Below are 21,819 nucleotides of genomic sequence, written 5' to 3' on the forward strand. Positions count from 1 at the left end.
CAAATAAGGCCGCAACAATGTGCGGCCATCTGCGGCTGCGAACTGTTTGTGCAACATTTGCGTGCCGCTAAGCGGCTGAAGACGGCAGCAAGTTTTCCAGGGTGCGCCGGTAAATGTTTTTCAGCGGATCGATGAACTGGACTTCAACGTGTTCGTCGATTTTGTGGATGCTGGCGTTAGGCGGGCCGAATTCGATCACCTGCGGACAGATCTGCGCGATGAAACGTCCGTCGGAGGTGCCGCCGGTAGTCGATAGTTCGGTGTTGATGCCGGTTTCCACCTTGATCGCGGAAGAAATCGCTTCACTCAATGTGCCGCGCGGCGTCAGGAACGGCCGGCCGCCTACGGTCCAGGCCAGCGTGTATTCCAGGCCGTGCTTGTCCAGGATCGCATGCACCCGCTGCTGCAAGCCTTCGACCGTGCTGGCGGTGGAAAAGCGGAAATTGAAATCGATCACCACTTCGCCGGGAATCACGTTGGAAGCGCCGGTGCCGCCGTGGATATTCGACATCTGCCAGGAAGTCGGCAGGTAGTATTCATTGGCCTCGTCCCACTTTTCGGCAGCCAGTTCAGCCAGCGCCGGGGCGGCCAGGTGGATAGGATTTTTCGCCAGCTGCGGATAGGCGATGTGGCCCTGCACGCCTTTCACGGTGAGCTTGCCGGACATGGTGCCGCGGCGGCCGTTCTTGATCATGTCGCCCAGCGTCGAGCTGGAGGTCGGCTCGCCGACGATGCAGTAATCCAGCTGTTCGCCGCGCGCCTTGAGCTTGTCGCATACCACCACGGTGCCGTCGGTGGCCGGACCTTCTTCATCGCTGGTGATGAGGAAGGCAATCGAGCCGCTGTGGCCGGGACAGGCCTGGGTGAATTCTTCCACCGCCACCACCATCGCCGCGATCGATGTCTTCATGTCGGCTGCGCCGCGGCCGTACAGCTTGCCGTCGCGATGGCTGGGAAGGAAGGGATCGGATTGCCACTGCTCGCGCGGTCCGGTAGGGACCACATCGGTATGGCCGGCAAACACCAGCAGCGGACGTTCAGTGCCCTTGCGCGCCCACAGGTTGGTGACGTCGCCGGACTGGATGGTTTCGCAGGCGAAGCCGAGCGGCGCCAGCAGTTCGATCAGGAGCGCCTGGCAGCCCTTGTCCTGCGGCGTGACGGAGGAGAGGGCGATCAGTTGTTCGGCCAGTGCCAGGGTTTTGCTGTGCTTGTTCATGTGCGGCATTTCAATGGTGTTGCGGTAAAGGGTTTGCTGGCTTATTGGCTGAAGATTTCCTGGTACAGCGCATCCGAAAACCCGACATAGGCTTGCTTGCCGGTGTACAGCACAGGGCGCTTGATGATGGACGGCAGCTCCATCATCAAGGGTGTGGCGCTGATGCCGTCGGTAATGCCGTTGCGGCGCTGTTCCGACAGGCCGCGCCAGGTCGTGCCCTTGCGGTTGACCAGCGTATCCCAGGGAATGTCCGCCAGCCAGGTGGCGATCAGCTCGGCGCTGACGCCGTCTTTCTTGAAATTGTGAAACGTGTAGGCGATCTCCTGGTCTTCCAGCCAGGTGCGGGCTTTCTTGACCGTGTCGCAGTTGGGAATGCCGTAAAGAGTAATTGCCATAGATGAATTCGTTTGCCGCAGAATTTGCTGCAGATAATGAGGATGCTTAAAGATCCAGGGTAAATTCGGTGAAGGTCGCGCCTTCGACGCGTTCCGGTTCCGGCGCAATCGGCGCCAGGTTTTTCTTCGAACTCGGCGTGTGGTTGTTGATCAGCCAGTACAGATTGCTTGGCGAATCGGCATGCTCCAGCGCTTCGTCCTGGGTGATGACGCCGTCCTCGATCAGTTGCATCAGCGCCTGCTCGAAAGTCTGCGAACCGGGCGCCAGGCTCTTTTCCATCGCTTCCTTGATCTGGCTGATGTTGTCTTCCTCGATCAGTTCGGAAACATGGCGTGTGTTGAGCATGATTTCCACCGCCGGCGTGCGTTCGCCGTCGACAGTGCGGACCAGGCGCTGCGAAACGATCGCCGCCAGGGTCGAAGCCAGGTCTTCCAGCAGCGCCGGACGGTTTTCCATCGGATAGAAACTGATCACGCGGTTCAGCGCGCGGTAGGTGTTGTTGGCGTGCAGCGTCGAGACCACCAGGTGGCCGGACTGGGCGTAGGCGAGGGCGGCCGACATGGTCGCCTTGTCGCGGATTTCGCCGATCAGGATGCAGTCCGGCGCCTGCCGCAGGGCGTTTTTCAGGGCGCCGCTGAGATCGGTGGTGTCACTGCCGATTTCGCGCTGGTTGACGATGGAGCGATGGTTCTGGAACAGGAATTCGATCGGATCTTCCAGGGTCAGGATATGGCCGGCCTGGGTCTTGTTGCGATAGTCCAGCATCGAGGCGATGGTGGTCGACTTGCCGGAACCGGTGGAGCCGACGATCAGCAGCAGGCCGCGCTTGCGGCCGATCAGGTCGAGCAGCGCCGGCGGCAGGCGCAGTGTCTCGAATGCAGGAATATCGATCGGGATATAGCGGATCACGGCCGAAATGCTGCCGCGCTGGCGGAATGCCGAGAAGCGGAAACTGCCGATGCCGGCGACCGGCACCCCGAGATTCAATTCATTGTTGCGCTCCAGCTCCTGCAGACGTTCGGCGGGCAGCACTTCTTTCAGCAGCAACAGGATGGTGTTGTCATCCATGTTCTGCTGATTGACCGGGACCATCTGGCCCTTGATCTTGAGATGAATGGGCGAGCCCGGCGCCAGGAACATGTCCGATGCTTCCTTCTCCCGCATCAGACGAAACAAGCGATCCATTGCCATCAAAAACTCCTTAGTTTATTTTTATTTGTTTTATTCGTTTTATCTGGTCGCTGGGGACGAAGCCGCACTATCCGTGCAGCTCCATCCCGCCAGTATCAAGCTTCGCGCAGCAGTTCGTTGATGCCGGTCTTGGCGCGGGTCTTGGCGTCGACGCGCTTGACGATGACCGCGCAGTACAGGCTGTATTTGCCGTCGGCCGAAGGCAGGCTGCCCGACACCACTACCGAGCCCGACGGGATGCGGCCATAGCTGACTTCGCCGGTGGCGCGGTCATAGATCTTGGTCGACTGGCCGATGTAGACGCCCATCGAGATCACCGAGTTTTCTTCCACGATCACGCCTTCGACGATTTCCGAACGGGCGCCGATGAAGCAGTTGTCTTCGATGATGGTCGGGTTGGCTTGCATCGGTTCCAGCACGCCGCCGATGCCGACGCCGCCGGACAGGTGGACGTTCTTGCCGATCTGCGCGCAGGAGCCGACGGTGGCCCAGGTATCGACCATGGTGCCTTCATCGACATAGGCGCCGATGTTGACGTAGGACGGCATCAGCACCACGTTCTTGCCGATGAAGCTGCCGTGGCGCGCCACTGCCGGCGGCACCACGCGGAAACCGCCCTTGGCGAAATCTTCGGCGGTGTAGTTGGCGAACTTGGTCGGCACCTTGTCGTAGAACTGCATGTTCTCGCCGGCCGGCATCGGCAGGTTGTCTTCCAGGCGGAACGACAGCAGCACAGCCTTCTTGATCCATTGGTTGACGACCCAGTTGCCGTCGATTTTCTCGGCCACGCGCAGGCTGCCCTGGTTCAGTTCGGCGATGACCTTGGCGACCGCTTCGCGGACATCGGCGGGGGCGGTCTTCGGGGAAAATTCGGTGCGCTGTTCCCAGGCTTGGTCGATAAATGCTTGCAGAGATTGAGTCATGATAGTTGCTGATAAAAAAAGTTTAAAAACATGAATTTGACCATGACGACGGTCAAGCTATATCGTCACGGTGCAATACGTAAGATCAGGCCGTCGCTGCAGGGCGCCCGCCGTCAAGGCCGATGCCGACGAGAAGCTAAAGGCTACGGCAAAATGCGGCAATGCGCTGCGCCGCTTCCAGGCATTCATCGACTTCCGCCACCAGCGCCATGCGTATCCGTTGCCGGCCCGGATTGCTGCCATGGGCGTCGCGCGCCAGATAACTGCCGGGCAATACCGTTACATTATATTCGGCATATAGCCGCTTGGCGAAGTCGGTGTCGGAGATTGCTGCCAATTTGTCTACCTTGGCCCAGAGGTAAAAGCCGGCATCCGGCAGCGCCACGTCCAGTACGGTTTGCAGTACAGGAGTGACCTGTTGAAATTTAGCCATGTATTTGGCGCGGTTTTCGACGACGTGGGTTTCGTCGTTCCAGGCGGCGACCGAAGCCGCTTGCACTGGCGGGCTCATGGCGCCGCCGTGATAGGTACGATACAGCAGGAATTTTTTCAGGATGGCGGCATCGCCGGCGACAAAGCCGGAACGCATGCCAGGCACATTCGAACGCTTGGACAGGCTGGAAAAAGCGATCAGGCGCGGATAACCGGTGCGGCCCAGGATATTGGCCGCTTGCAGGCCGCCCAGCGGCGCTTCCGGCTTGAAGTAAATCTCGGAATAGCATTCGTCGGCGGCAATCACGAAGCCGTGGCGGTCCGACAGCGCAAACAATTCCTTCCAGTCTTCCAGCGACAGCACGGCGCCGGTCGGATTGCCGGGCGAGCAGAGGTAAAGCAGCTTGACGCGCGGCCAGACATCGTCCGGCACGCTGCGGTAATCCGGGGTGAAATTGCGGTCGGGGTCGGAATTGACGAAATACGGCTGGGCGCCGGACAGATAGGCCGCGCCTTCGTAAATCTGATAAAACGGGTTCGGACACATCACCAGCGCATCCCGCTGCGACGGATCCACCACCGTCTGCGCCAGCGCAAACAGCGCTTCGCGCGAGCCGTTGACCGGCAGGATCTGAGTCGCCGGATCCAGCGCCGGCAAGCCGTAGCGGCGCTCCAGCCAGCCGGCGATCGCTGCCCGCAAGGGTTCGGCGCCGATGGTGCTCGGATAGCTGGCCAGGCCGCTCAGGTTGTCGGTCAGCGCTTGCTGGATGAATTTCGGGGTTGGGTGCTTCGGCTCGCCGATACCGAGGCTGATCGCCTTATACGCCGGATTGGGCGTGACGCCGGCGAACAGCGCGCGCAGTTTTTCAAACGGGTAGGGTTGCAGCCGGTCTAGTAATGGATTCACGTGGTTGATGACGGATGAATAACAAAGATGGAAGAGGGAAAACTGCCGTAAACATGCTGTTTGCATTATATACAGAAGTGACCTGTTTGATGGTCGCCATTGCGGATCCGAGAAGCTGGCAAAGGCGGATTCAGCGCTATTTTTTTGCTTTTCATTGTCTTCTTGGAATTTTTCGAGTGCTTGTCCAAGCTGAAGGCAGATACTCTTATGCTCGGCCTTGTCGCGCATGAAGGGTTTGCGACTGAAGTAACAATCATATTTCCCGCGGTTCACAGCCATTCAGATCGCATATATGGTGAGGCGGAATGTTATGATGGCGATCTCCTGCGGGTTTTTTTCCCGTTTTTAGTATGACGGCAGCTTTTTCGCCGACTTTGATAAGAACAGTCGATAACGTGCGTCTAACTTCCATTAAATTATCGGGATTCAAGTCTTTCGTCGATCCCACCAATTTCCAGGTCCCAGGCCAGCTGGTCGGCGTGGTGGGGCCTAATGGCTGCGGCAAGTCCAATATCATCGACGCGGTGCGCTGGGTCTTGGGGGAATCCAAGGCTTCCGAGCTGCGCGGCGAATCGATGCAGGACGTTATTTTCAACGGTTCTTCGCACCGCAAGCCGGCCGGCCGTTCATCGGTCGAGCTGGTGTTCGACAACGGCCTCGGCAAAGCCGCCGGCCAGTGGAGCCAGTACGCTGAAATCGCCGTCAAGCGCACTCTGACGCGCGACGGCACTTCGACTTATTACATCAATAACCAGGCGGTACGGCGCCGCGATATCCAGGATATCTTCCTCGGCACCGGCCTCGGTCCGCGCGCTTACGCGATTATCGGGCAGGGCATGATCTCGCGCATCATCGAGGCGCGTCCTGAAGAATTGCGGATTTTCCTGGAAGAAGCCGCCGGCGTATCGAAGTACAAGGAACGCCGCCGGGAAACCGAAAACCGCCTGAACGACACCCGTGAGAACCTGGTGCGGGTGGAAGACATCCTGCGCGAGCTGAACGCCAACCTGGAAAAGCTGCAGGCGCAGGCCGCGGTTGCGCAAAAATTCCATGAGCTGCAGGGCGACCAGGAAGAGAAGCAGAAGCTGCTGTGGCTGCTGCGCAAGAATGAAGCCAAGAGCGAACAGGAAAAATTCTTCCGCGATATCGAGAAGGCGCAGACCGATCTGGAAGAGCAGACCGCCAAGCTGCGCCATGTGGAAACCGAGCTTGAGCACATGCGCCAGGCGCATTATGCCGCCGGCGACCGCATGCACCAGGCGCAAGGCCATCTGTACCAGACCAATTCCGAGATCGGCAGCCTGGAAGCGCAGATCAAGTTCGTCATCGAATCGCGCAACCGCCTGCAGTCGCAACTCAATTCCCTGACCGCGCAGCGCGATCAATGGCAGCGCCAGGGTACGCAGTTCCAGGACGACCTGGTGGAAGCCGAGATGCATCTGGAAGAACTGATGGCGCGCGTCGAGCAATCGCAGGCAGCGTCGCAGCAGCATAACGACCAGTTGCCGGCGCTGGAGCAGAGCTGGCGCGAAGCGCAGCTGAAGAGCACCGAATCGCGCGGCAAGATCATGCAGATCCAGCAGCAGATCGAACTGGAATCGACCCATCAGCGCAACGCCTCGAACATCCTGAACGGACTGAGCAGCCGGCGTGAACGGCTGGCGCAGGAAAAGAATGGCTTGAACCTGCCGGACAATGCGCACCTGACCAATCTGCGCATGCAGCTGGAAGAGAAACAGGCTGGGCTGGAAGAAGTCGGCATGCAGCTGGAAGAGCTGCAGGAGCAGCAGCCGCGGCTGGAAGAAGAGCGGCGCGATGCGCAGCAGCAGGTCAATGCCGAAAGCGCCAACAATGCGCAGCTGGAAGCGCGCCTGACCGCGCTCAAGCAGCTGCAGGAAAGCGTGCAGACCGAAGGCAAGGTACAGCCCTGGCTGCAGAAACATGAGCTGGCGGAGTTGCCGCGCCTGTGGCAGAAACTGCATATCGACGGCGGCTGGGAAACGGCGCTGGAATCGGTGTTGCGCGAGCGCACCTCTGCATTGGAAATGTCCAACCTGGATTGGGCCAAGGCCTTCTTCAACGATGCGCCGCCGGCCAAGCTTGCCTTGTTTTCGCCGAACGGCGTGGCCTCTGCCGGGCCTGTCGCGTCTGTTGATGCACCGGCCGGCTTGAAGCCGTTCATCAACCTGCTGCAGCTGAACGATCCGGGCTTGCGCGTGCTGATGCAAGACTGGCTGCACAATTTCTACGCCGCCGACGACACCGTGACGGCCTTTGCCGAGCGCAGCAAGCTGCCGCTGGGCGCCAGCTTTGTGACGCGCCAGGGCCATGTGATCAGCAAGAGCGGCGTGCGCTTCTATGCTTCCGATTCGGAGCAGGACGGCATGCTGGCGCGCCAGCAGGAAATCGAAAACATCACCAAGCAGCTGCGCGCCCAGCAGATGCTGGCCGACGAAGCGCGTTCGCGCTCGGTGCGGGCGGAAGCGGCATTGTCGCAAGCCACCCAGCGCCTGCAGGAAATGCGCTTGCGCCACGCCAGCCTGACCCAGGCCGTGCACGGCTTGCAGATCGATGTCATGAAGCTCTCCGAATTGCAGGAGCGTTTCAACCAGCGCAGCTCGCAGATCGCTTCCGACCTGGCGGAAATCGCCGCCCAGGAAAGCGAGCAGCAGCAAGTTAAGATGGAATCGGAAGCCAAGTTCGAACAGCTCGACATGGAGCTGGCCGAGCTGCAGGAAAAACATGAAGACGGCCAGACCGACTACCTGGGCAAGGAGCAGCAGCTCAACGATGCCCGGCAGCGGCTGCGGGAAATGGAGCGGGCGGCGCAAGAAGCGGAGTTCGCGGAAAAATCCCATCGCAACAAGATCGAAGAACTCAAGCGCAGCATCGCCACCGCGCTGGAGCAGGCGGCGCAGCTGTTCGCCAACATGCAGCAAGGCCATCTGGAGCTGGAAAGCCTGGACGACCAGGCCGCGCAAGCCGGCCTGCAGGATTTGCTGGACAAGCGCAGCGAGCAGGAAAGGGCGCTGGCCGATACCCGCCACGAACTCGACCAGGTGTCGCAGAATCTGCGCCAGCACGAAGAAACTCGTTTGCAGGCAGAGCGCAGCCTGCAGCCGCAGCGCGAACGCATCATGGAACTGCAGCTGAAAGAGCAGGCAGCGCGCCTGAACCAGGAACAATACGTGCAGCAGCTGCTCGAAGCGCAGGCGGACGAAGCCGCCTTGAGCGAAAAACTGACCGCCGACATGCGGCCATCGTATCTGCAAGGCGAAGTGACGCGCCTGACCAATGCGATTGCCGGCCTGGGCGCGGTCAACCTGGCGGCGCTGGACGAGCTGGCGCAGGCCTCCGAGCGCAAGAATTTCCTGGATGCGCAAAACGCCGACCTGACCGAAGCCATCAACACGCTGCAAGATGCGATCCACAAGATCGACAAGGAAACCCGCGACTTGCTGCAGGACACCTTCGACAAGGTCAATCATCACTTCGCCGAACTGTTCCCTATCTTGTTCGGCGGCGGCCAGGCCAAGCTGATCATGACCGGCGACGAAATCCTCGATTCCGGCGTGCAGGTGATGGCGCAGCCGCCGGGCAAGAAAAATGCGACGATTCATCTGCTGTCGGGCGGCGAGAAGGCGCTGACGGCGACCGCGCTGGTGTTCTCGATGTTCCAGCTAAATCCGGCGCCGTTCTGTCTGCTCGATGAGGTCGATGCGCCGCTGGACGATGCCAATACCGAACGTTTCTGCAATATGGTCAAGCGTATGTCCGCCAACACGCAGTTCCTGTTCATTTCGCATAATAAGATTGCGATGGAAATGGCGCAGCAGCTGATCGGGGTGACCATGCAGGAGCAGGGCGTATCGCGGATTGTTGCGGTGGATATGGAAGCGGCCAGAAGTTTCGCCAGCGATGCGGTTCCCGCTTAAATGGCGGCCGCGAAGTCCGATGCGGTGCGGCTTGGCTTGCTTGACAACTTTTTGCAGCGACACTAAGCTGGTTTAAGTGTCGCGATGCAATATATTGTAAAAAAATGTCTCAATAATTTTATCTTGAGAGCATATGCAGTAATACTAGTAGCGTTTTTATAAGAACAGCTGGATTCTCAGCAAGACGTAATTATTCGCGTGGTCACTGACAACTATTTTTGAAGTGTTTTTTCCTCGGATCTAATCAATGACCAGACCACGATTTCAATCGCAGATTTATATTTCAAGCGCGTATGCCGGTGACATGGCAGTGTTCGCTATTAAGGCATCAGCAGAATGACAGATTTACAGACCAGCCTGTTCATCATTGGAGGCGCGTTTCTTGTTGGCGTCATTTCCTACAATAAATGGCAGGAATACAAGGCCAAGAAGAGTGTCGAGCGGGCCTTTTCCGGGTCGCATGACGATGTCTTGATGACGCCGCCGGGCAAGGACGAAGGCGAGGCGCCGGTGCGCCACGAGCCGAAACTGTTCGAGAGCGAACATGATGCCGACGCCATGATGGCCGCCGTGCCGCACGACGATATCGAACAAAGCGCGGAGCAGCAGGCGCTGGAGCCGCAAATCGGCAATCCTTCGGCCGGCGTTCCGGCGGCCGCGGCGCCTGCGCCGGCTGCGCGCCGGGATTTGCCTGTCGACGAACTGATCGATTGCGCCATTCCGCTGGCGCTGGAAGCGCCGGTCCGCGGCGACAAGATACTGCCCGCGCTGCAAAGCCTGCGCCATGTCGGCAACAAGCCTATCCATTTCATCGGCGAGGACGCCAACGGCGACTGGGAGCCGGTGGCGCACGGCGGCGTCTACAGCACCTTGCTGGCGGGCGTGCAACTGGCCAACCGCACCAATCCCCTGAATGAAATCGAATACTCCGAACTGGTCAGCCGTTTGCGCCAGATCGCCGACGACCTCGGCGCCGAGCCGGACCTGCCGGACATGATGGAAGTGATGCACACCGCGCGCTCCCTGCATCAGTTCGTGATCGAACACGATGCGCAGCTGGGCGTGAATATCCAGTCGAACGGTGCGCCCTGGGCCATCAGCACCTTGCAGGCGGCGCTGACGCGGCAAGGCTTCGACGCCCGGCCGGAAGGCCGCATGGTGATGTCGGACGGCGACGGCGGCCTGCTGTTCTCCTTGTCGACCAATGCCAGCGCCGTTGCCGAAACCACCAGCCGCCTGACCCTGTTGCTGGATGTGCCGCGCGTCGCTCCCGACCGCGACGGCTATGGCGCGATGGTGGCCTGCGGCCGTTCGCTGGCGGCGCGCCTTGGCGGCGTGCTGGTCGACGACAGCAACCAGCCCCTGGCCGACGTCCAGCTGGCCGAGATCGCCGGCCAGGTCGATGCCTTCTACCGTGAAATGGATGCCGCGGAAATTCCAGCCGGCTCAGTGCGGGCCTTGCGTTTATTCAGTTAATTATGTCATTACAATCATCACATGCCGGCGGCACGGGGAAGCTTACCGATGCCGCCGAATGGCGCTTGCGCGCCGCCTGGCTCGCTGCCGAGCTGAATCGCCACAATCACTCCTATTACGTACTCGACAATCCCTCGATTCCCGACGCCGAATACGACAAGCTGTTTCGCGAGCTGCAGGCGCTGGAACAGGAGCATCCCGAACTGAATACGCCCGATTCGCCAACCCAGCGCGTCGGCGCGGCGCCTTTGCCGCAGTTCGAACAGGTAACGCATTCGATTCCCATGCTATCGCTGGGCAACGGCTTTGAAGACAACGATATCGTCGAGTTCGACCGCCGCGTCAGGGATGGCCTCGACACCCAGGTCGACAGCGAGATCGAATATGCGGCTGAATTGAAATTCGACGGCCTCGCGATTAACCTGCGCTACGAAGACGGCGTGCTGGTGCAGGCAGCCACGCGCGGCGACGGTACTACCGGTGAAAACGTCACCAGCAACATCCGCACCGTGCGCGCGATTCCCCTGCGGCTGCATACCGATAACCCGCCGAAGGTGCTGGACGTGCGCGGCGAGGTGCTGATGTTCAAGGAAGATTTCGCCAAGCTCAACGCCCGCCAGCGCGAAGCGGAAATGAAAGAGTTCGCCAATCCGCGCAATGCCGCGGCCGGCAGCTTGCGCCAGCTCGATTCGCGCATCACCGCGCAACGCACCTTGCGCTTCTTTGCTTACGGCATCGGGACGCTGGAGGGCGCGGCCATGCCGGCGTCGCATTCGGCATTGCTGGACTGGTACAGCGAACTGGGCCTGCCGGTATGCAAGGAGCGCAGCGTGGTCAAGGGCGCCGCCGGCCTGCTGGATTTTTTCCGCGGCATCGGCAGCAAGCGCCCGCAGCTGCCTTACGAGATCGATGGCGTGGTGTACAAGGTCAACCGCCTGTTGCAGCAGCAGACCCTGGGTTTCGTCTCGCGCGCGCCGCGTTTCGCGCTGGCGCATAAATTCCCGGCGGAAGAGGCTACCACCCAGGTGCTCGGCATCGAAGTGCAGATCGGCCGCACCGGCGCCGTGACGCCGGTGGCGCGGCTGGCGCCGGTGTTTGTCGGCGGCGTCACGGTCACCAACGCTACCTTGCATAATGAAGACGAAGTGCGGCGCAAGGATATCCAGATCGGCGATACCGTGATCGTGCGCCGCGCCGGCGATGTGATTCCGGAAGTCGTGTCGTTCGTGGCGGACTTGCGGCCGGCCGATGCGCAAGCGTTCGTCATGCCGACCGCATGCCCGGTCTGCGGCTCGGCGATCGTCAAGCTGGAAGACGAAGCGATCGCTCGCTGTTCCGGCGGCTGGGTCAAGTGCGCCGCGCAGCGCAAGGGCGGCCTGCAGCATTTCGCCTCGCGCCGGGCGATGGATATCGAAGGCCTGGGCGACCAGCTGATCGAACAGATGGTCGACCGCAACATCATCACCACCGCGGCCGATCTGTACAAGCTGGGTTTGTCGAAGCTGGCGGAGCTGGACCGCATGGCCGACAAGTCGGCGCAAAACGTCATGTCCGCATTGGAGAAATCCAAATCGACCACCCTGGGCCGTTTCATCTATGCGCTAGGCATCCGTCATGTCGGCGAGGCCACGGCGAAAGAACTGGCGACGCATTTCGGCGGCATCGACGGCGTCATGCAGGCTTCTGAAGAGCAATTGCTGGAAGTGGCCGATATCGGTCCCGTGGTGGCCCGTTCGTTGCTGGCTTTCTTTTCCGATCCGCTGAACCGCGAGCTGGTGGAGCAGCTGCGCGCGGCTGGAATTCACTGGCCGGAGAACTTGCCGGCGGAAAGCGCGTCCAAGTTCTTGTCGGGCAAGACCTTTGTGCTGACCGGCAGCCTGCCCACGCTCACGCGCGATGCCGCGGCGGCAATGATTGAAGCAGCCGGCGGCAAGGTGACCGGCTCGGTGTCCAAGAAAACCAGTTATGTGGTTGCAGGAGCCGAAGCCGGCAGCAAGCTGACCAAGGCGGAAGAGTTGAACATCGCTATCCTGGATGAAGCCGCATTCCGCACTCTGTTAGAAAGCAAACAAGGAAACGAACAAGGAAACGAACATGACCCAGATTAGAAAAGCTGTATTTCCTGTCGCCGGCCTCGGCAGCCGATTCCTGCCGGCCACCAAGGCCCAGCCTAAAGAAATGCTGCCTATCGTCGACAAGCCGCTGATCCAGTACGCGGTGGAAGAGGCGGTCGCCGCCGGCATCACCGACATGGTGTTCATCACCGGCCGCAACAAGCGTGCGATCGAGGATCATTTCGATAAGGCCTACGAACTGGAAACCGAGCTGGAAGCGGCTGGCAAGGAACGTTTGCTGGAGCTGGTGCAAAACGTCATTCCAAAACATATCAACTGCATCTTCATCCGCCAGTCGGAAATGCTGGGCCTGGGGCATGCGGTGCTGTGCGCGCGTCCGGTGGTCGGCAATGAACCTTTTGCGGTTTTGCTGGCGGACGATTTCATGGATGTGGCGGCCGGCCAGAAGCCTGTGCTGGCGCAGATGACCGATATTTTCGCTACCGAAAATTCCAGCATGCTGGCAGTGCAGGAGGTGCCGCGCGCCGAGACCAAGCAATACGGCATCGTCAGCATCGATCCTTACCAGGCCAATCTGGAAAAGGTCAACAGCATCGTCGAGAAGCCGCAGCCTGACCAGGCGCCTTCGACCCTGGCGGTGGTGGGGCGCTATATCCTGAGCAACAAGATTTTCGATCACCTGGAAGGGCTGGGCAAAGGCGCCGGCGGCGAAATCCAGCTGACTGACGGCATCGCCGCGTTGATGAAAACCGAACGGGTGCTGGCTTATCGCTACGCCGGCCAGCGTTATGATTGCGGTTCCAAGCTGGGCTACCTGAAGGCGACCCTGGCGATGGGCCTGAAGCACCATGAAACCGGCGCCGAGTTTGCCGAGTATCTCAAGCAGTTCAAATAATCATCATATCGAAGAGCAGATCATGACCGTTCGCGAAATCTTGAAGATGGGCGATCCGCGCCTGCTGCGGCAGGCCGAGCCGGTGACGGCTTTCGGCACGCCGGAGCTGGAGAGCCTGGTCGCCGACATGTTCGAAACCATGCATGCGGTGAACGGCGCGGGCCTGGCGGCGCCGCAGATCGGCGTAAACCTGCAGCTGGTGATCTTCGGCTTCAGGAATAACGTCCGCTATCCGGATGCGCCGGAGGTGCCCGAGACGGTCCTGATCAATCCGTCCTTGCGTCCCTTGTCGGAGGAAGTCGAAGACGGCTGGGAAGGCTGCCTGTCGGTGCCTGGCATGCGCGGCGTGGTGCCGCGCTGGGCCCGGCTGCATTATGAAGGTTTCGATCAGTCCGGCGGGCGCATCAGCCGCGATGTCGACGGTTTCCACGCGCGCGTGGTGCAGCACGAGTGCGATCACCTGAACGGCATCCTGTATCCGATGCGCATCAAGGACTTCACGCAGTTCGGCTTTACCGAAGTGCTGTTTCCTGAACTGGATCCGAATCACGACGATTGAGCGGCGTAGGGTGGCATGCTTTTGCGCCCGCCATGTGCATATCGCCGCATAAAACCACCAAGCTATTGGAAATAAATATCCGATAGCAGGTAGAATTTCAATTAAGCCAAGACCAATGCAGTCGCCGGTCTTGCTGTTGCCGTACCCATCACTGCCTTGCATGGCGGCGCTGCTTGCTCCGCTTCTGTTCGTGCGCCTCCCCGATAGCCGCTGACTTCTATTCGAAAAGCCTATGCACCATGCAGTAGAAACCTTCATCCAGGATCTTGCCGTCATCATGCTGATCGCCGGCGTCGTCACGGTGCTGTTCAACCGTTTCAAGCAACCGGTGGTGCTCGGCTATATCGTCGCCGGCGTCATCATCGGCCCGCATACGCCGCCGTTTTCCCTGATCACCGATGAACGCACGATCCAGATCCTGGCGGAGCTGGGAGTGATTTTCCTGCTGTTTTCGCTGGGGCTGGAATTCAGCCTGAAGAAACTGGCCAAGGTCGGCGCCACCGCGTTTGTCGCGGCGCTGGCGGAGATCACGCTGATGCTGTGGATAGGCTATGAAATCGGCATCTATTTCGGCTGGAAGAAGATGGATGCGGTGTTCCTCGGCGCCATGCTGTCGGTGTCCTCCACCACCATCATCGTCAAGGCGCTCGACGAACTGGGCATGAAGCGCGAAAAGTTCGCGCAGCTGATTTTCGGCATCCTGATCGTCGAAGATGTGCTGGCGATCGGCATGATCGCCTTGCTCTCAGGCGTGGCCACCAGCGGCTCGGTGGATGCCGGCGACGCCGTGACGACGATCGGCAAGCTGCTGCTGTTCATGATCGTGGCGCTGGTGTCCGGCATCCTGATCGTGCCGCGCCTGCTCGATTACGTGGCCAGGTTCAAGAGCAAGGAAATGCTGCTGGTGACCGTGCTGGGATTGTGTTTCGGCTTCTGCCTGCTGGTCATGAAGATGGAGTACAGCGTGGCGCTGGGCGCTTTCATCATCGGCGCGGTGATGGGCGAATCGCGTCACCTGCACCAGATCGAACGGTTGATCGAGCCGGTGCGCGATATGTTCAGCGCGATCTTTTTCGTCGCCATCGGCTTGCTGTTCAATCCCTCCATCCTGGCGCAGTACTGGCTGCCGATCGGCGTCATCACGATCGCGGTGGTGCTGGGCAAGGTGGTCAGCTGCGGGCTCGCGACTTTCCTGTCCGGCCAGGATGGCCGCACCTCGATGCGCGTCGGCATGGGCTTGTCGCAGATCGGCGAGTTTTCCTTCATCATCGCCGCGCTCGGGGTCAGCCTGAAAGTCACCAGCGACTTCCTGTATCCGACCGTGGTGGCGGTGTCGGCGGTGACTACCTTGCTGACTCCTTACCTGATCAAGCTGGCCGATCCGCTTTCCGGCCGCCTGGCGAAAGCCATGCCGGATAAGCTGTCGGCAGTGTTCGGCATGTACTCGACCTGGCTCGCCAGCCTGCAGCCGCAGGGCGACCGCGCCGAACTGTCGCGCATCATCCGCCGCATCTTGCTGCAGGTGGTGGTGAACCTGGCGCTGGTGGCGGCGATCTTCATCATCGGCGGCTATTTTGCCGGCGTCCTGGGTGAGCACTTGGCGGCGTGGGTTGTGGATCCGCAGGTGCAGGACGCGATCGTGTGGGGCGGGGCGCTGTTGCTGTCATTGCCTTTCCTGATTGCGACCTACCGCAAGCTGCACGCGCTGAGCATGCTGCTGGCGGAAATCAGCGTCAAGCCGGAATGGGCCGGTTCTTATAATCATGCGGTGCGGCGCGTGATCGCGGAAGTCATCCCGGTGGTCTCCATCGTCGGCATCATGCTGATGATCACCGCGCTCAGCAGCCGTATCCTGCCGCCGACCAACCTGCTGATCCTGGTGCTGGTCGGCGCCGCGGTCCTGGTGCTGGTATTGTGGCAGCGCTTTGTCAAACTGCATTCCAAGCTGCAGATCGCCTTGCGCGAGACCCTGGAACAGCAGCCCGACGAGAAGCACTGAACGCCAGAGTGGGCGATTGATTTGGGGCGATTGGCCGACGATTGGTTAAAATAACGCTTTTATCTCTTTCAAGACAATGCCATGACTGCCATGACCCAGGATCAACTCAAGCAAGCTGTTGCCCGCGAAGCAATTAAATACGTGGTGGACGGCCAGATTGTCGGCGTCGGCACCGGCTCTACCGCCAATTTCTTCATCGACGAACTGGCCAAGATCAAGCACCGCATCAAGGGTGCCGTGGCTTCCTCGGAAGCGACCGCGGCGCGGCTGCGCGGCCATGACATCGAAGTGTACGACCTCAACCAGGTCGCCACCATGCCGGTGTATGTCGACGGCGCCGATGAAATCACTGCCGAGGGCGCCATGATCAAAGGCGGCGGCGCGGCGCTGACACGGGAAAAGATCGTTGCTTCGGTGGCGGAGAAATTCATCTGCATCGCCGACGGCTCCAAGCTGGTCAAGATGCTCGGCAAGTTTCCGCTGCCGGTCGAGGTGATCCCGATGGCGCAGGCGGTAGTGGCGCGCAAACTGGTCAAGCTGGGCGGCGAGCCGAACCTGCGTTTCAAGGATGGGATTCCGCTGATTACCGACAACGGCAACGTGATCATCGATGTGGTGGGCTTGAAGATTGCCGATCCGGTCGAACTCGAACGGCAAATCAACCAGATCACCGGCGTGGTGACAGTCGGCCTGTTTGCCCAGCAGGGCGCTGACGTCTGCCTGCTCGGCACGCCGGATGGCGTCAAGACCTTGACCTTCTAAATTCTTCTCTCCTGCCGCAGGAAGAAGCGAGGGAAACGCGGTTTCCCTCGCCGATGCTGCTAACTGCTTACCACTGCCTTACATCAGAACTTGTGACGCAGGCCGACGCGCAAGACGTTCTGGCTGCTGTCGTCCGCCGGCGAGTTGCTGTATGCGCCGTTGATCACGCCCGGATTGACGACGTCCTTGGCGCGCTGGTTGCTGTACATGGCGTACAGGTCGGTGCGCTTGGACAGGAAGTAGTCGACGCCCAGGTTCAGCTGGGTAGTCTTGCCCTTGGTCGAGCCGGCGGTCTTGCGGCTGATGTCGGCGCGGTCATGGATCACGCTGGCCAGCAGGTGCAGGTTGCCCGACAGCGTGTAATCCACTCCCAGGTCGAAAATGTTGGCTTTGGTCGCGGTAGTGATGTTGACCAGGCCGGCGCCAGCCACGGCTGCCGCCAATGGACGCTTGGTTTGCGACCATGCGCCGTAGATCTTGGCTGGCCCTGCCTGGTAGCTGGCGCCCAGGGTGAAGGTCTTGAGGTCGGTATCGCCTGCCTTGCTTGGCAAGGCGTCAGCCGCCAGCTTGGTCTGGAAATACGCCAGGCCGATGCCGAACGGACCGTTGGCATAGTTGCCGCCGAGGCCGAAAGCCTGGCCGGCGGATGTCTGGCCGGCTACTTCGCCGAAGCCGTAGAACAGGCTGCCGGTAAAGCCGCTCAGGTTGCTGCTGTCATAGCGGATCGAATTGTTGGTGCGGGCGCCGGAAATGCGGTCCAGGTTGTTGAAGTGGCCGCCCTTGACGCCGTTGCCGCCGAAAGTCTGCACCGAGGTGTACTTGTTGCCGATGTCTTCCAGGAAATCGGTCTGGCGGCCGATCGTGACCGTACCGAACGCGCCCGACAGGCCGACTACCGATTTGCGGTCGAACAGGGTGCTGGCGGTGCCGAATGAACCGTCATCCGCATTGAAGCCGTTCTCCAGGTGGAAAATCGCCTTCAGGCCGCCGCCCAAGTCTTCCATGCCCTTGAAGCCGATGCGGGAAGTTGACAGATCGCCGGAATCGATGCTGAAGCGGCTATCGTTCTTGGCGCCTACCTTGCTGGTGTAAGTCAGGCTGGTATCGACCACGCCGTAGATGGTGACATTGCTTTGAGCGTGTGCATTAGCGCCGATCAGGGCGAGGGCGGCTAGTGCGAATACGGTCTTTTTCATTTCTTCCCTTTGATATTTGTAAGTAATTTATCCTCGTGTCCGGCTTGAGAGGCTGCGCAACAATTTGTTACTAATGTTACTAATTGTTACTAACTGGACGGGCTAGATATTACCCGCGAAGAAGAAAAATGCACTTGTTTTTTGAAGAATTTTTTCAAATTGGATGACGTTGCATGTTTATGTTGTTTTTTGACAGTGATTTATGACATTTATGACTGAACATAGGATTTATTCGGGCAGGCGTATAGTGAGAGTTCGCTGTTGTCATTGATCGTGCCTGCCTGGCGCGCGGCCGTTGCCGGCAGAGCCTTGCTGGAGGTGCAGAAATGACGCGTGGCACGCCTGTGCCGCGATGTTCCGGCGTCGCCGGTTTGTCGTTCCATATATCAAAAAGGAAATGTCATGCTGAAAGCTTCAGGATATGCCGCGCATAATGCGCACACGCCTTTGACGCCATTCGCCTTTGAGCGGCGGGAACCGGGTCCTCAGGATGTGCAGATCGAGATCCTGTTTTGCGGCGTCTGCCACTCGGATCTGCATACCGCCCGCAACGAATGGCACAACACCGTCTATCCGGCGGTGCCGGGGCATGAAATTGTCGGCCGGGTGGTCGCCGTCGGCGCTCAGGTGAAACATTTCAAAGCCGGCGACCTGGCCGGCGTCGGCTGCATGGTCGATTCCTGCCAGCATTGTCCGAGCTGCGCTGAAGGGCTGGAACAATATTGCGAGAACGGCTTCACCGGCACCTACAACGCTGACGACAAGCATAGCGGCGGCGTCACTTACGGCGGCTATGCCAGCAATATCGTGGTCGACCAGAAATTCGTCCTGCATGTCTCGGACAAGCTCGATCTGGCGGCGGTGGCGCCGTTGCTGTGCGCCGGCATCACCACCTATTCGCCGCTGCGCCGCTGGAAAGTCGGCAAGGGCCACAAGGTCGGCATCGTCGGCCTGGGCGGGCTCGGCCATATGGGCGTCAAGATCGCCCATGCGATGGGAGCGCATGTGGTGCTGTTTACTACTTCGCCAGGCAAGACCGAAGACGCCTTGCGGCTCGGCGCCGACGAAGTGGTGGTCTCCAAGGACGCCGCGCAGATGGCGCAGCACGCCGGCAGCTTCGATTTCATCTTGAATACCGTGGCGGCGCCGCACAACCTGGACAGCTTCCTCAATCTGCTGAAACGCGACGGCGCCATGACGCTGGTGGGCGCGCCGGCTGAGCCGCATCCGTCGCCCAACGTGTTCAACCTGATCATGAAGCGCCGCACCCTGGCCGGCTCGCTGATCGGCGGCATCAAGGAAACCCAGGAAATGCTGGATTTCTGCGCCGAACACGGGATAGTCTCGGATATCGAAATCATCGCCATCGAGGACATTAACCAGGCTTACGAAAGAATGCTGAAGAGCGACGTCAAGTACCGCTTCGTGATCGACATGGCCTCCTTGCCCGCGGCTGCCTGATGGACTGAGCGGCCCGGCAAGGTATTTCCTTGCCGGGCCGCCCGGGTTCTATTGCTGGATGTGAAGCTGTAGATCAGGCAAACAAGCGCAGCACCAGATTGTTGATCATTGCGCCGCCGACGATCAGCCAGCCGAACAGGCAGGCGGCGAACAGCAAGGGTTTGATGCCGGCAGTGCGTATCGAAGAAAAGTGGGTGGAGATGCCCAGCGCCGCCATCGCCATCGCCAGCAGCACGTTGTCGGCGTCGTTGACATGCGCCACCAGCGCGCTCGGCAGCGCAGCCAGTGAATTGAGCGCCACCACTGCGACGAAACCGAAGGCGAACCACGGAATCGCCAGGCGGCCGGCGCCGCTCGGCTTGGCGCTGCCGCTGTTGACGGCGCCCGCCGATTTCTTCGCTGCATTCTTCGCCACATTCTTCGCCACATAGGCCGACAGCAGCATCAGGAACGGCGCCAGCATCATCACCCGCACCATCTTGGCGATCACCGCGGTATTGGCGGCATCGGGACTGACGGCGCGGGCAGCCGCCACCACCTGGGCAACTTCATGCACGGTCGAGCCGGTGAATATTCCATAAGCCAGCGGCGAAGCCGCCAGGAACTGCCAGTGCAGGTTCAGCTGGTACAGCAGCGGATAGAGGAAGATCGCCAGCGAACCGAACACGACCACCGTGGCCACCGCCACCGTGACTTGCGCCGGGTGGGCGCGCAGCACCGGTTCGGTCGCCATCACCGCCGCCGCGCCGCAGATTGAACTGCCGGCGCCGATCAGCATGGCGGTATTGCGGTCCAGCTTGAACACACGGGTGCCGAGCAGCAGCGCCATGCCGAAGGTCGAGCACAGCACCAGCGCATCGATCAGCACGCCGCTCAGGCCGACGTGGCCGATATCCTGGAAGGTCAGGCGGAAGCCGTACAGGATGATGCCCAGGCGCAGCAGGTTTTGCTTGGAAAAATTGACGCCCGGCGCGCAGGCCGGCGCTATGTGCCGATAGCCCAGGTTGCCGACCAGCATGCCGATCACGATCGCCAGCGTCAGTGCGCTGAAGCCGTGCGCCTGCAGCCAGCCTATCCTGGCGGCGGCGATGGCGGCCGCGGCGATCAGGCCGCTCAATGCAAGGCCGGCCAATAGAGGCGGCCGGGTCTTGGGTGTAGTGACAGCGCTTGCCAGCGTTGAGGTATTCATGATGGCTCCAATCTTGATGCGGCGCTCGGATGCGTCGGTATGGAAACCACTATAACCAGGCATGGCTTAAAAGAAAAACTGATTAATTTTGTATAATTAACCTGTTTTATGGGTAGGTTGCGATTTCCTTCCCGCGATTCCTCATTTTCTTGCCACCAACAAGGTCAGTGACCATGCGTCTCACCATCCGACAATTGCAGATATTCCTGGCCGTGGCCCAATCCGGCAGCACCACGGCGGCGGCCGATCAGGTGGCCTTGTCGCAATCTGCCACCAGCGCCGCCCTCAACGAACTGGAAAACCTGCTCGACTGCCGCCTGTTCGACCGCGTCGGCAAGCGCCTGATCCTGAACGACAACGGCCGCCTGCTGCTGCCGCAGGCGGCGCAGGTGGTGGATGGCGCCAAGACCATAGAGCAGCAGTTCCTGATGCCTGGCATGGCGCAGGGCGGCGGCTTGCAGATCGGCTCCAGCACCACCATCGGCAGCTACCTGCTGCCGTCGCTGATCGCCTCCTACCGCGAGCAGCACAGCCAGCTGCAAGTGCGGGTGACGATCGCCAATACCGCCGACATCGTCGCTGCCGTGCTCAATTTCGAGGTCGACGTCGGCCTCATCGAAGGCTCCAGCCGCGCCGCCGACCTGCAGGTGGAACCGTGGATGGTCGATGAATTGCTGATCGTGGCGTCGCCGCAGCACCCTTTGGCTGCCGGCGGCAAGAAGACCGGCGTGGCGCAGCTGCGCGCGGCCGAATGGCTATTGCGCGAACCGGGTTCCGGCACGCGCGAAGCGGTCGAACAAGCCTTGCTGCCGCATCTGCACTATTTGCAGCAAAGCTATGAATTCGGCAATTCCGAAGCGATCAAGCATGCCACGGCGGCCGGTCTTGGCATCAGCTGCCTGTCGCATGCGGTGGTGGCGGATTTCCTGCAGAGCGGACGGCTGGTGGAACTGAATACCACGCTGCCACGCCTGCACCGGCATTTCTACCTGATTCACAGCAGGCACAAGATCCTGTCGCTGAGGTTGATGCAGTTCCTGGCTTTTTGCCGCGGCTGGTCCTGAGCCGCCTGGGATTCACCTGTTTTTCAGACTTCCTGCCGACGCCGGCCGGCGATTGCCGTTAGCTGGAGGAGGCGTTTCGCCTTGAAACGCATGCTGGCCGCGATACTCAAAAAATCTTCGCGTTACTGATACCAAAACAGATA

16 protein-coding genes are annotated in these 21,819 nt (G+C 60.3%); 9 read left to right on the forward strand and 7 right to left on the reverse strand.

Features of this window, described 5'->3' with window-relative positions; genetic code table 11:
* Window positions 1–67 precede the first annotated feature (67 nt).
* From dapE to dapC, 5 genes are all read right to left on the reverse strand, one after another.
* Complete coding sequence (gene dapE, locus KHU30_RS15950) at window positions 68–1,216, reverse strand: succinyl-diaminopimelate desuccinylase (RefSeq protein WP_211443627.1); 1,149 nt, start codon at window positions 1,214–1,216, stop codon at window positions 68–70.
* Window positions 1,217–1,257: 41 nt separating this feature from the next.
* Window positions 1,258–1,611, reverse strand: a complete 354-nt coding sequence (locus tag KHU30_RS15955) for an ArsC family reductase (RefSeq protein ID WP_211443628.1) — start codon at window positions 1,609–1,611, stop codon at window positions 1,258–1,260.
* A gap of 46 nt (window positions 1,612–1,657) precedes the next feature.
* Window positions 1,658–2,803, reverse strand: coding sequence for a PilT/PilU family type 4a pilus ATPase (locus KHU30_RS15960; RefSeq protein WP_211443629.1), 1,146 nt, complete (start codon window positions 2,801–2,803; stop codon window positions 1,658–1,660).
* 95 nt (window positions 2,804–2,898) lie between these two features.
* Complete coding sequence (dapD, locus tag KHU30_RS15965) at window positions 2,899–3,726, reverse strand: 2,3,4,5-tetrahydropyridine-2,6-dicarboxylate N-succinyltransferase (RefSeq protein WP_211443630.1); 828 nt, start codon at window positions 3,724–3,726, stop codon at window positions 2,899–2,901.
* 136 nt (window positions 3,727–3,862) lie between these two features.
* Complete coding sequence (dapC, locus tag KHU30_RS15970; RefSeq protein WP_211443631.1) at window positions 3,863–5,065, reverse strand: succinyldiaminopimelate transaminase; 1,203 nt, start codon at window positions 5,063–5,065, stop codon at window positions 3,863–3,865.
* A 395-nt stretch (window positions 5,066–5,460) separates the two neighbouring features.
* On the opposite strand from dapC, the gene smc reads away from it, so the two are divergent.
* The 7 genes from smc (at window position 5,461) to rpiA (ending at window position 16,766) form a co-directional block, all read left to right on the forward strand.
* The gene (smc, locus tag KHU30_RS15975) at window positions 5,461–9,000 is read left to right on the forward strand and encodes a chromosome segregation protein SMC (RefSeq protein ID WP_211443632.1); all 3,540 of its coding nucleotides are present in this window, start codon (window positions 5,461–5,463) and stop codon (window positions 8,998–9,000) included.
* A gap of 336 nt (window positions 9,001–9,336) precedes the next feature.
* On the forward strand, window positions 9,337–10,476 hold the full coding sequence (locus tag KHU30_RS15980; RefSeq protein WP_211443633.1) for a cell division protein ZipA C-terminal FtsZ-binding domain-containing protein: 1,140 nt from the start codon (window positions 9,337–9,339) through the stop codon (window positions 10,474–10,476).
* 2 nt (window positions 10,477–10,478) lie between these two features.
* Window positions 10,479–12,584 (forward strand): NAD-dependent DNA ligase LigA, encoded by a 2,106-nt coding sequence (ligA, locus tag KHU30_RS15985; protein WP_211443634.1) that lies wholly within the window; start codon window positions 10,479–10,481, stop codon window positions 12,582–12,584.
* Window positions 12,571–13,446 (forward strand): UTP--glucose-1-phosphate uridylyltransferase GalU, encoded by an 876-nt coding sequence (galU, locus tag KHU30_RS15990; RefSeq protein WP_211443635.1) that lies wholly within the window; start codon window positions 12,571–12,573, stop codon window positions 13,444–13,446. Before ligA ends, galU begins: the two co-directional genes overlap by 14 nt.
* 22 nt (window positions 13,447–13,468) lie before the next feature.
* Window positions 13,469–14,005, forward strand: a complete 537-nt coding sequence (def, locus tag KHU30_RS15995; protein ID WP_211443636.1) for a peptide deformylase — start codon at window positions 13,469–13,471, stop codon at window positions 14,003–14,005.
* Between the two features lie 232 nt (window positions 14,006–14,237).
* Entirely contained in the window at window positions 14,238–16,004 is a 1,767-nt protein-coding gene (locus tag KHU30_RS16000) for a cation:proton antiporter (protein ID WP_211443637.1), read from the forward strand.
* 90 nt (window positions 16,005–16,094) lie between these two features.
* Window positions 16,095–16,766, forward strand: coding sequence for a ribose-5-phosphate isomerase RpiA (gene rpiA / locus KHU30_RS16005; protein ID WP_211443889.1), 672 nt, complete (start codon window positions 16,095–16,097; stop codon window positions 16,764–16,766).
* An 83-nt stretch (window positions 16,767–16,849) separates the two neighbouring features.
* Here the strand turns inward: rpiA and KHU30_RS16010 are convergent, their stop codons facing one another.
* A complete protein-coding gene (locus KHU30_RS16010) occupies window positions 16,850–17,962 on the reverse strand; it encodes a porin (RefSeq protein WP_211443638.1) in 1,113 nt (370 codons plus the stop codon).
* Between the two features lie 402 nt (window positions 17,963–18,364).
* Here KHU30_RS16010 and KHU30_RS16015 point away from each other — a divergent pair, with 402 nt between their 5' ends.
* Entirely contained in the window at window positions 18,365–19,423 is a 1,059-nt protein-coding gene (locus KHU30_RS16015) for an NAD(P)-dependent alcohol dehydrogenase (protein WP_211443639.1), read from the forward strand.
* 73 nt (window positions 19,424–19,496) lie between these two features.
* Here the strand turns inward: KHU30_RS16015 and KHU30_RS16020 are convergent, their stop codons facing one another.
* A complete protein-coding gene (locus KHU30_RS16020) occupies window positions 19,497–20,612 on the reverse strand; it encodes a YeiH family protein (protein ID WP_211443640.1) in 1,116 nt (371 codons plus the stop codon).
* 173 nt (window positions 20,613–20,785) lie between these two features.
* Between KHU30_RS16020 and KHU30_RS16025 the strand changes: the two genes are divergently transcribed.
* Complete coding sequence (locus tag KHU30_RS16025; protein WP_211443641.1) at window positions 20,786–21,676, forward strand: LysR family transcriptional regulator; 891 nt, start codon at window positions 20,786–20,788, stop codon at window positions 21,674–21,676.
* Window positions 21,677–21,819 lie beyond the last annotated feature (143 nt).

Source organism: Collimonas humicola (genome assembly GCF_018304945.1).
Classification (GTDB): domain Bacteria; phylum Pseudomonadota; class Gammaproteobacteria; order Burkholderiales; family Burkholderiaceae_D; genus Collimonas; species Collimonas humicola.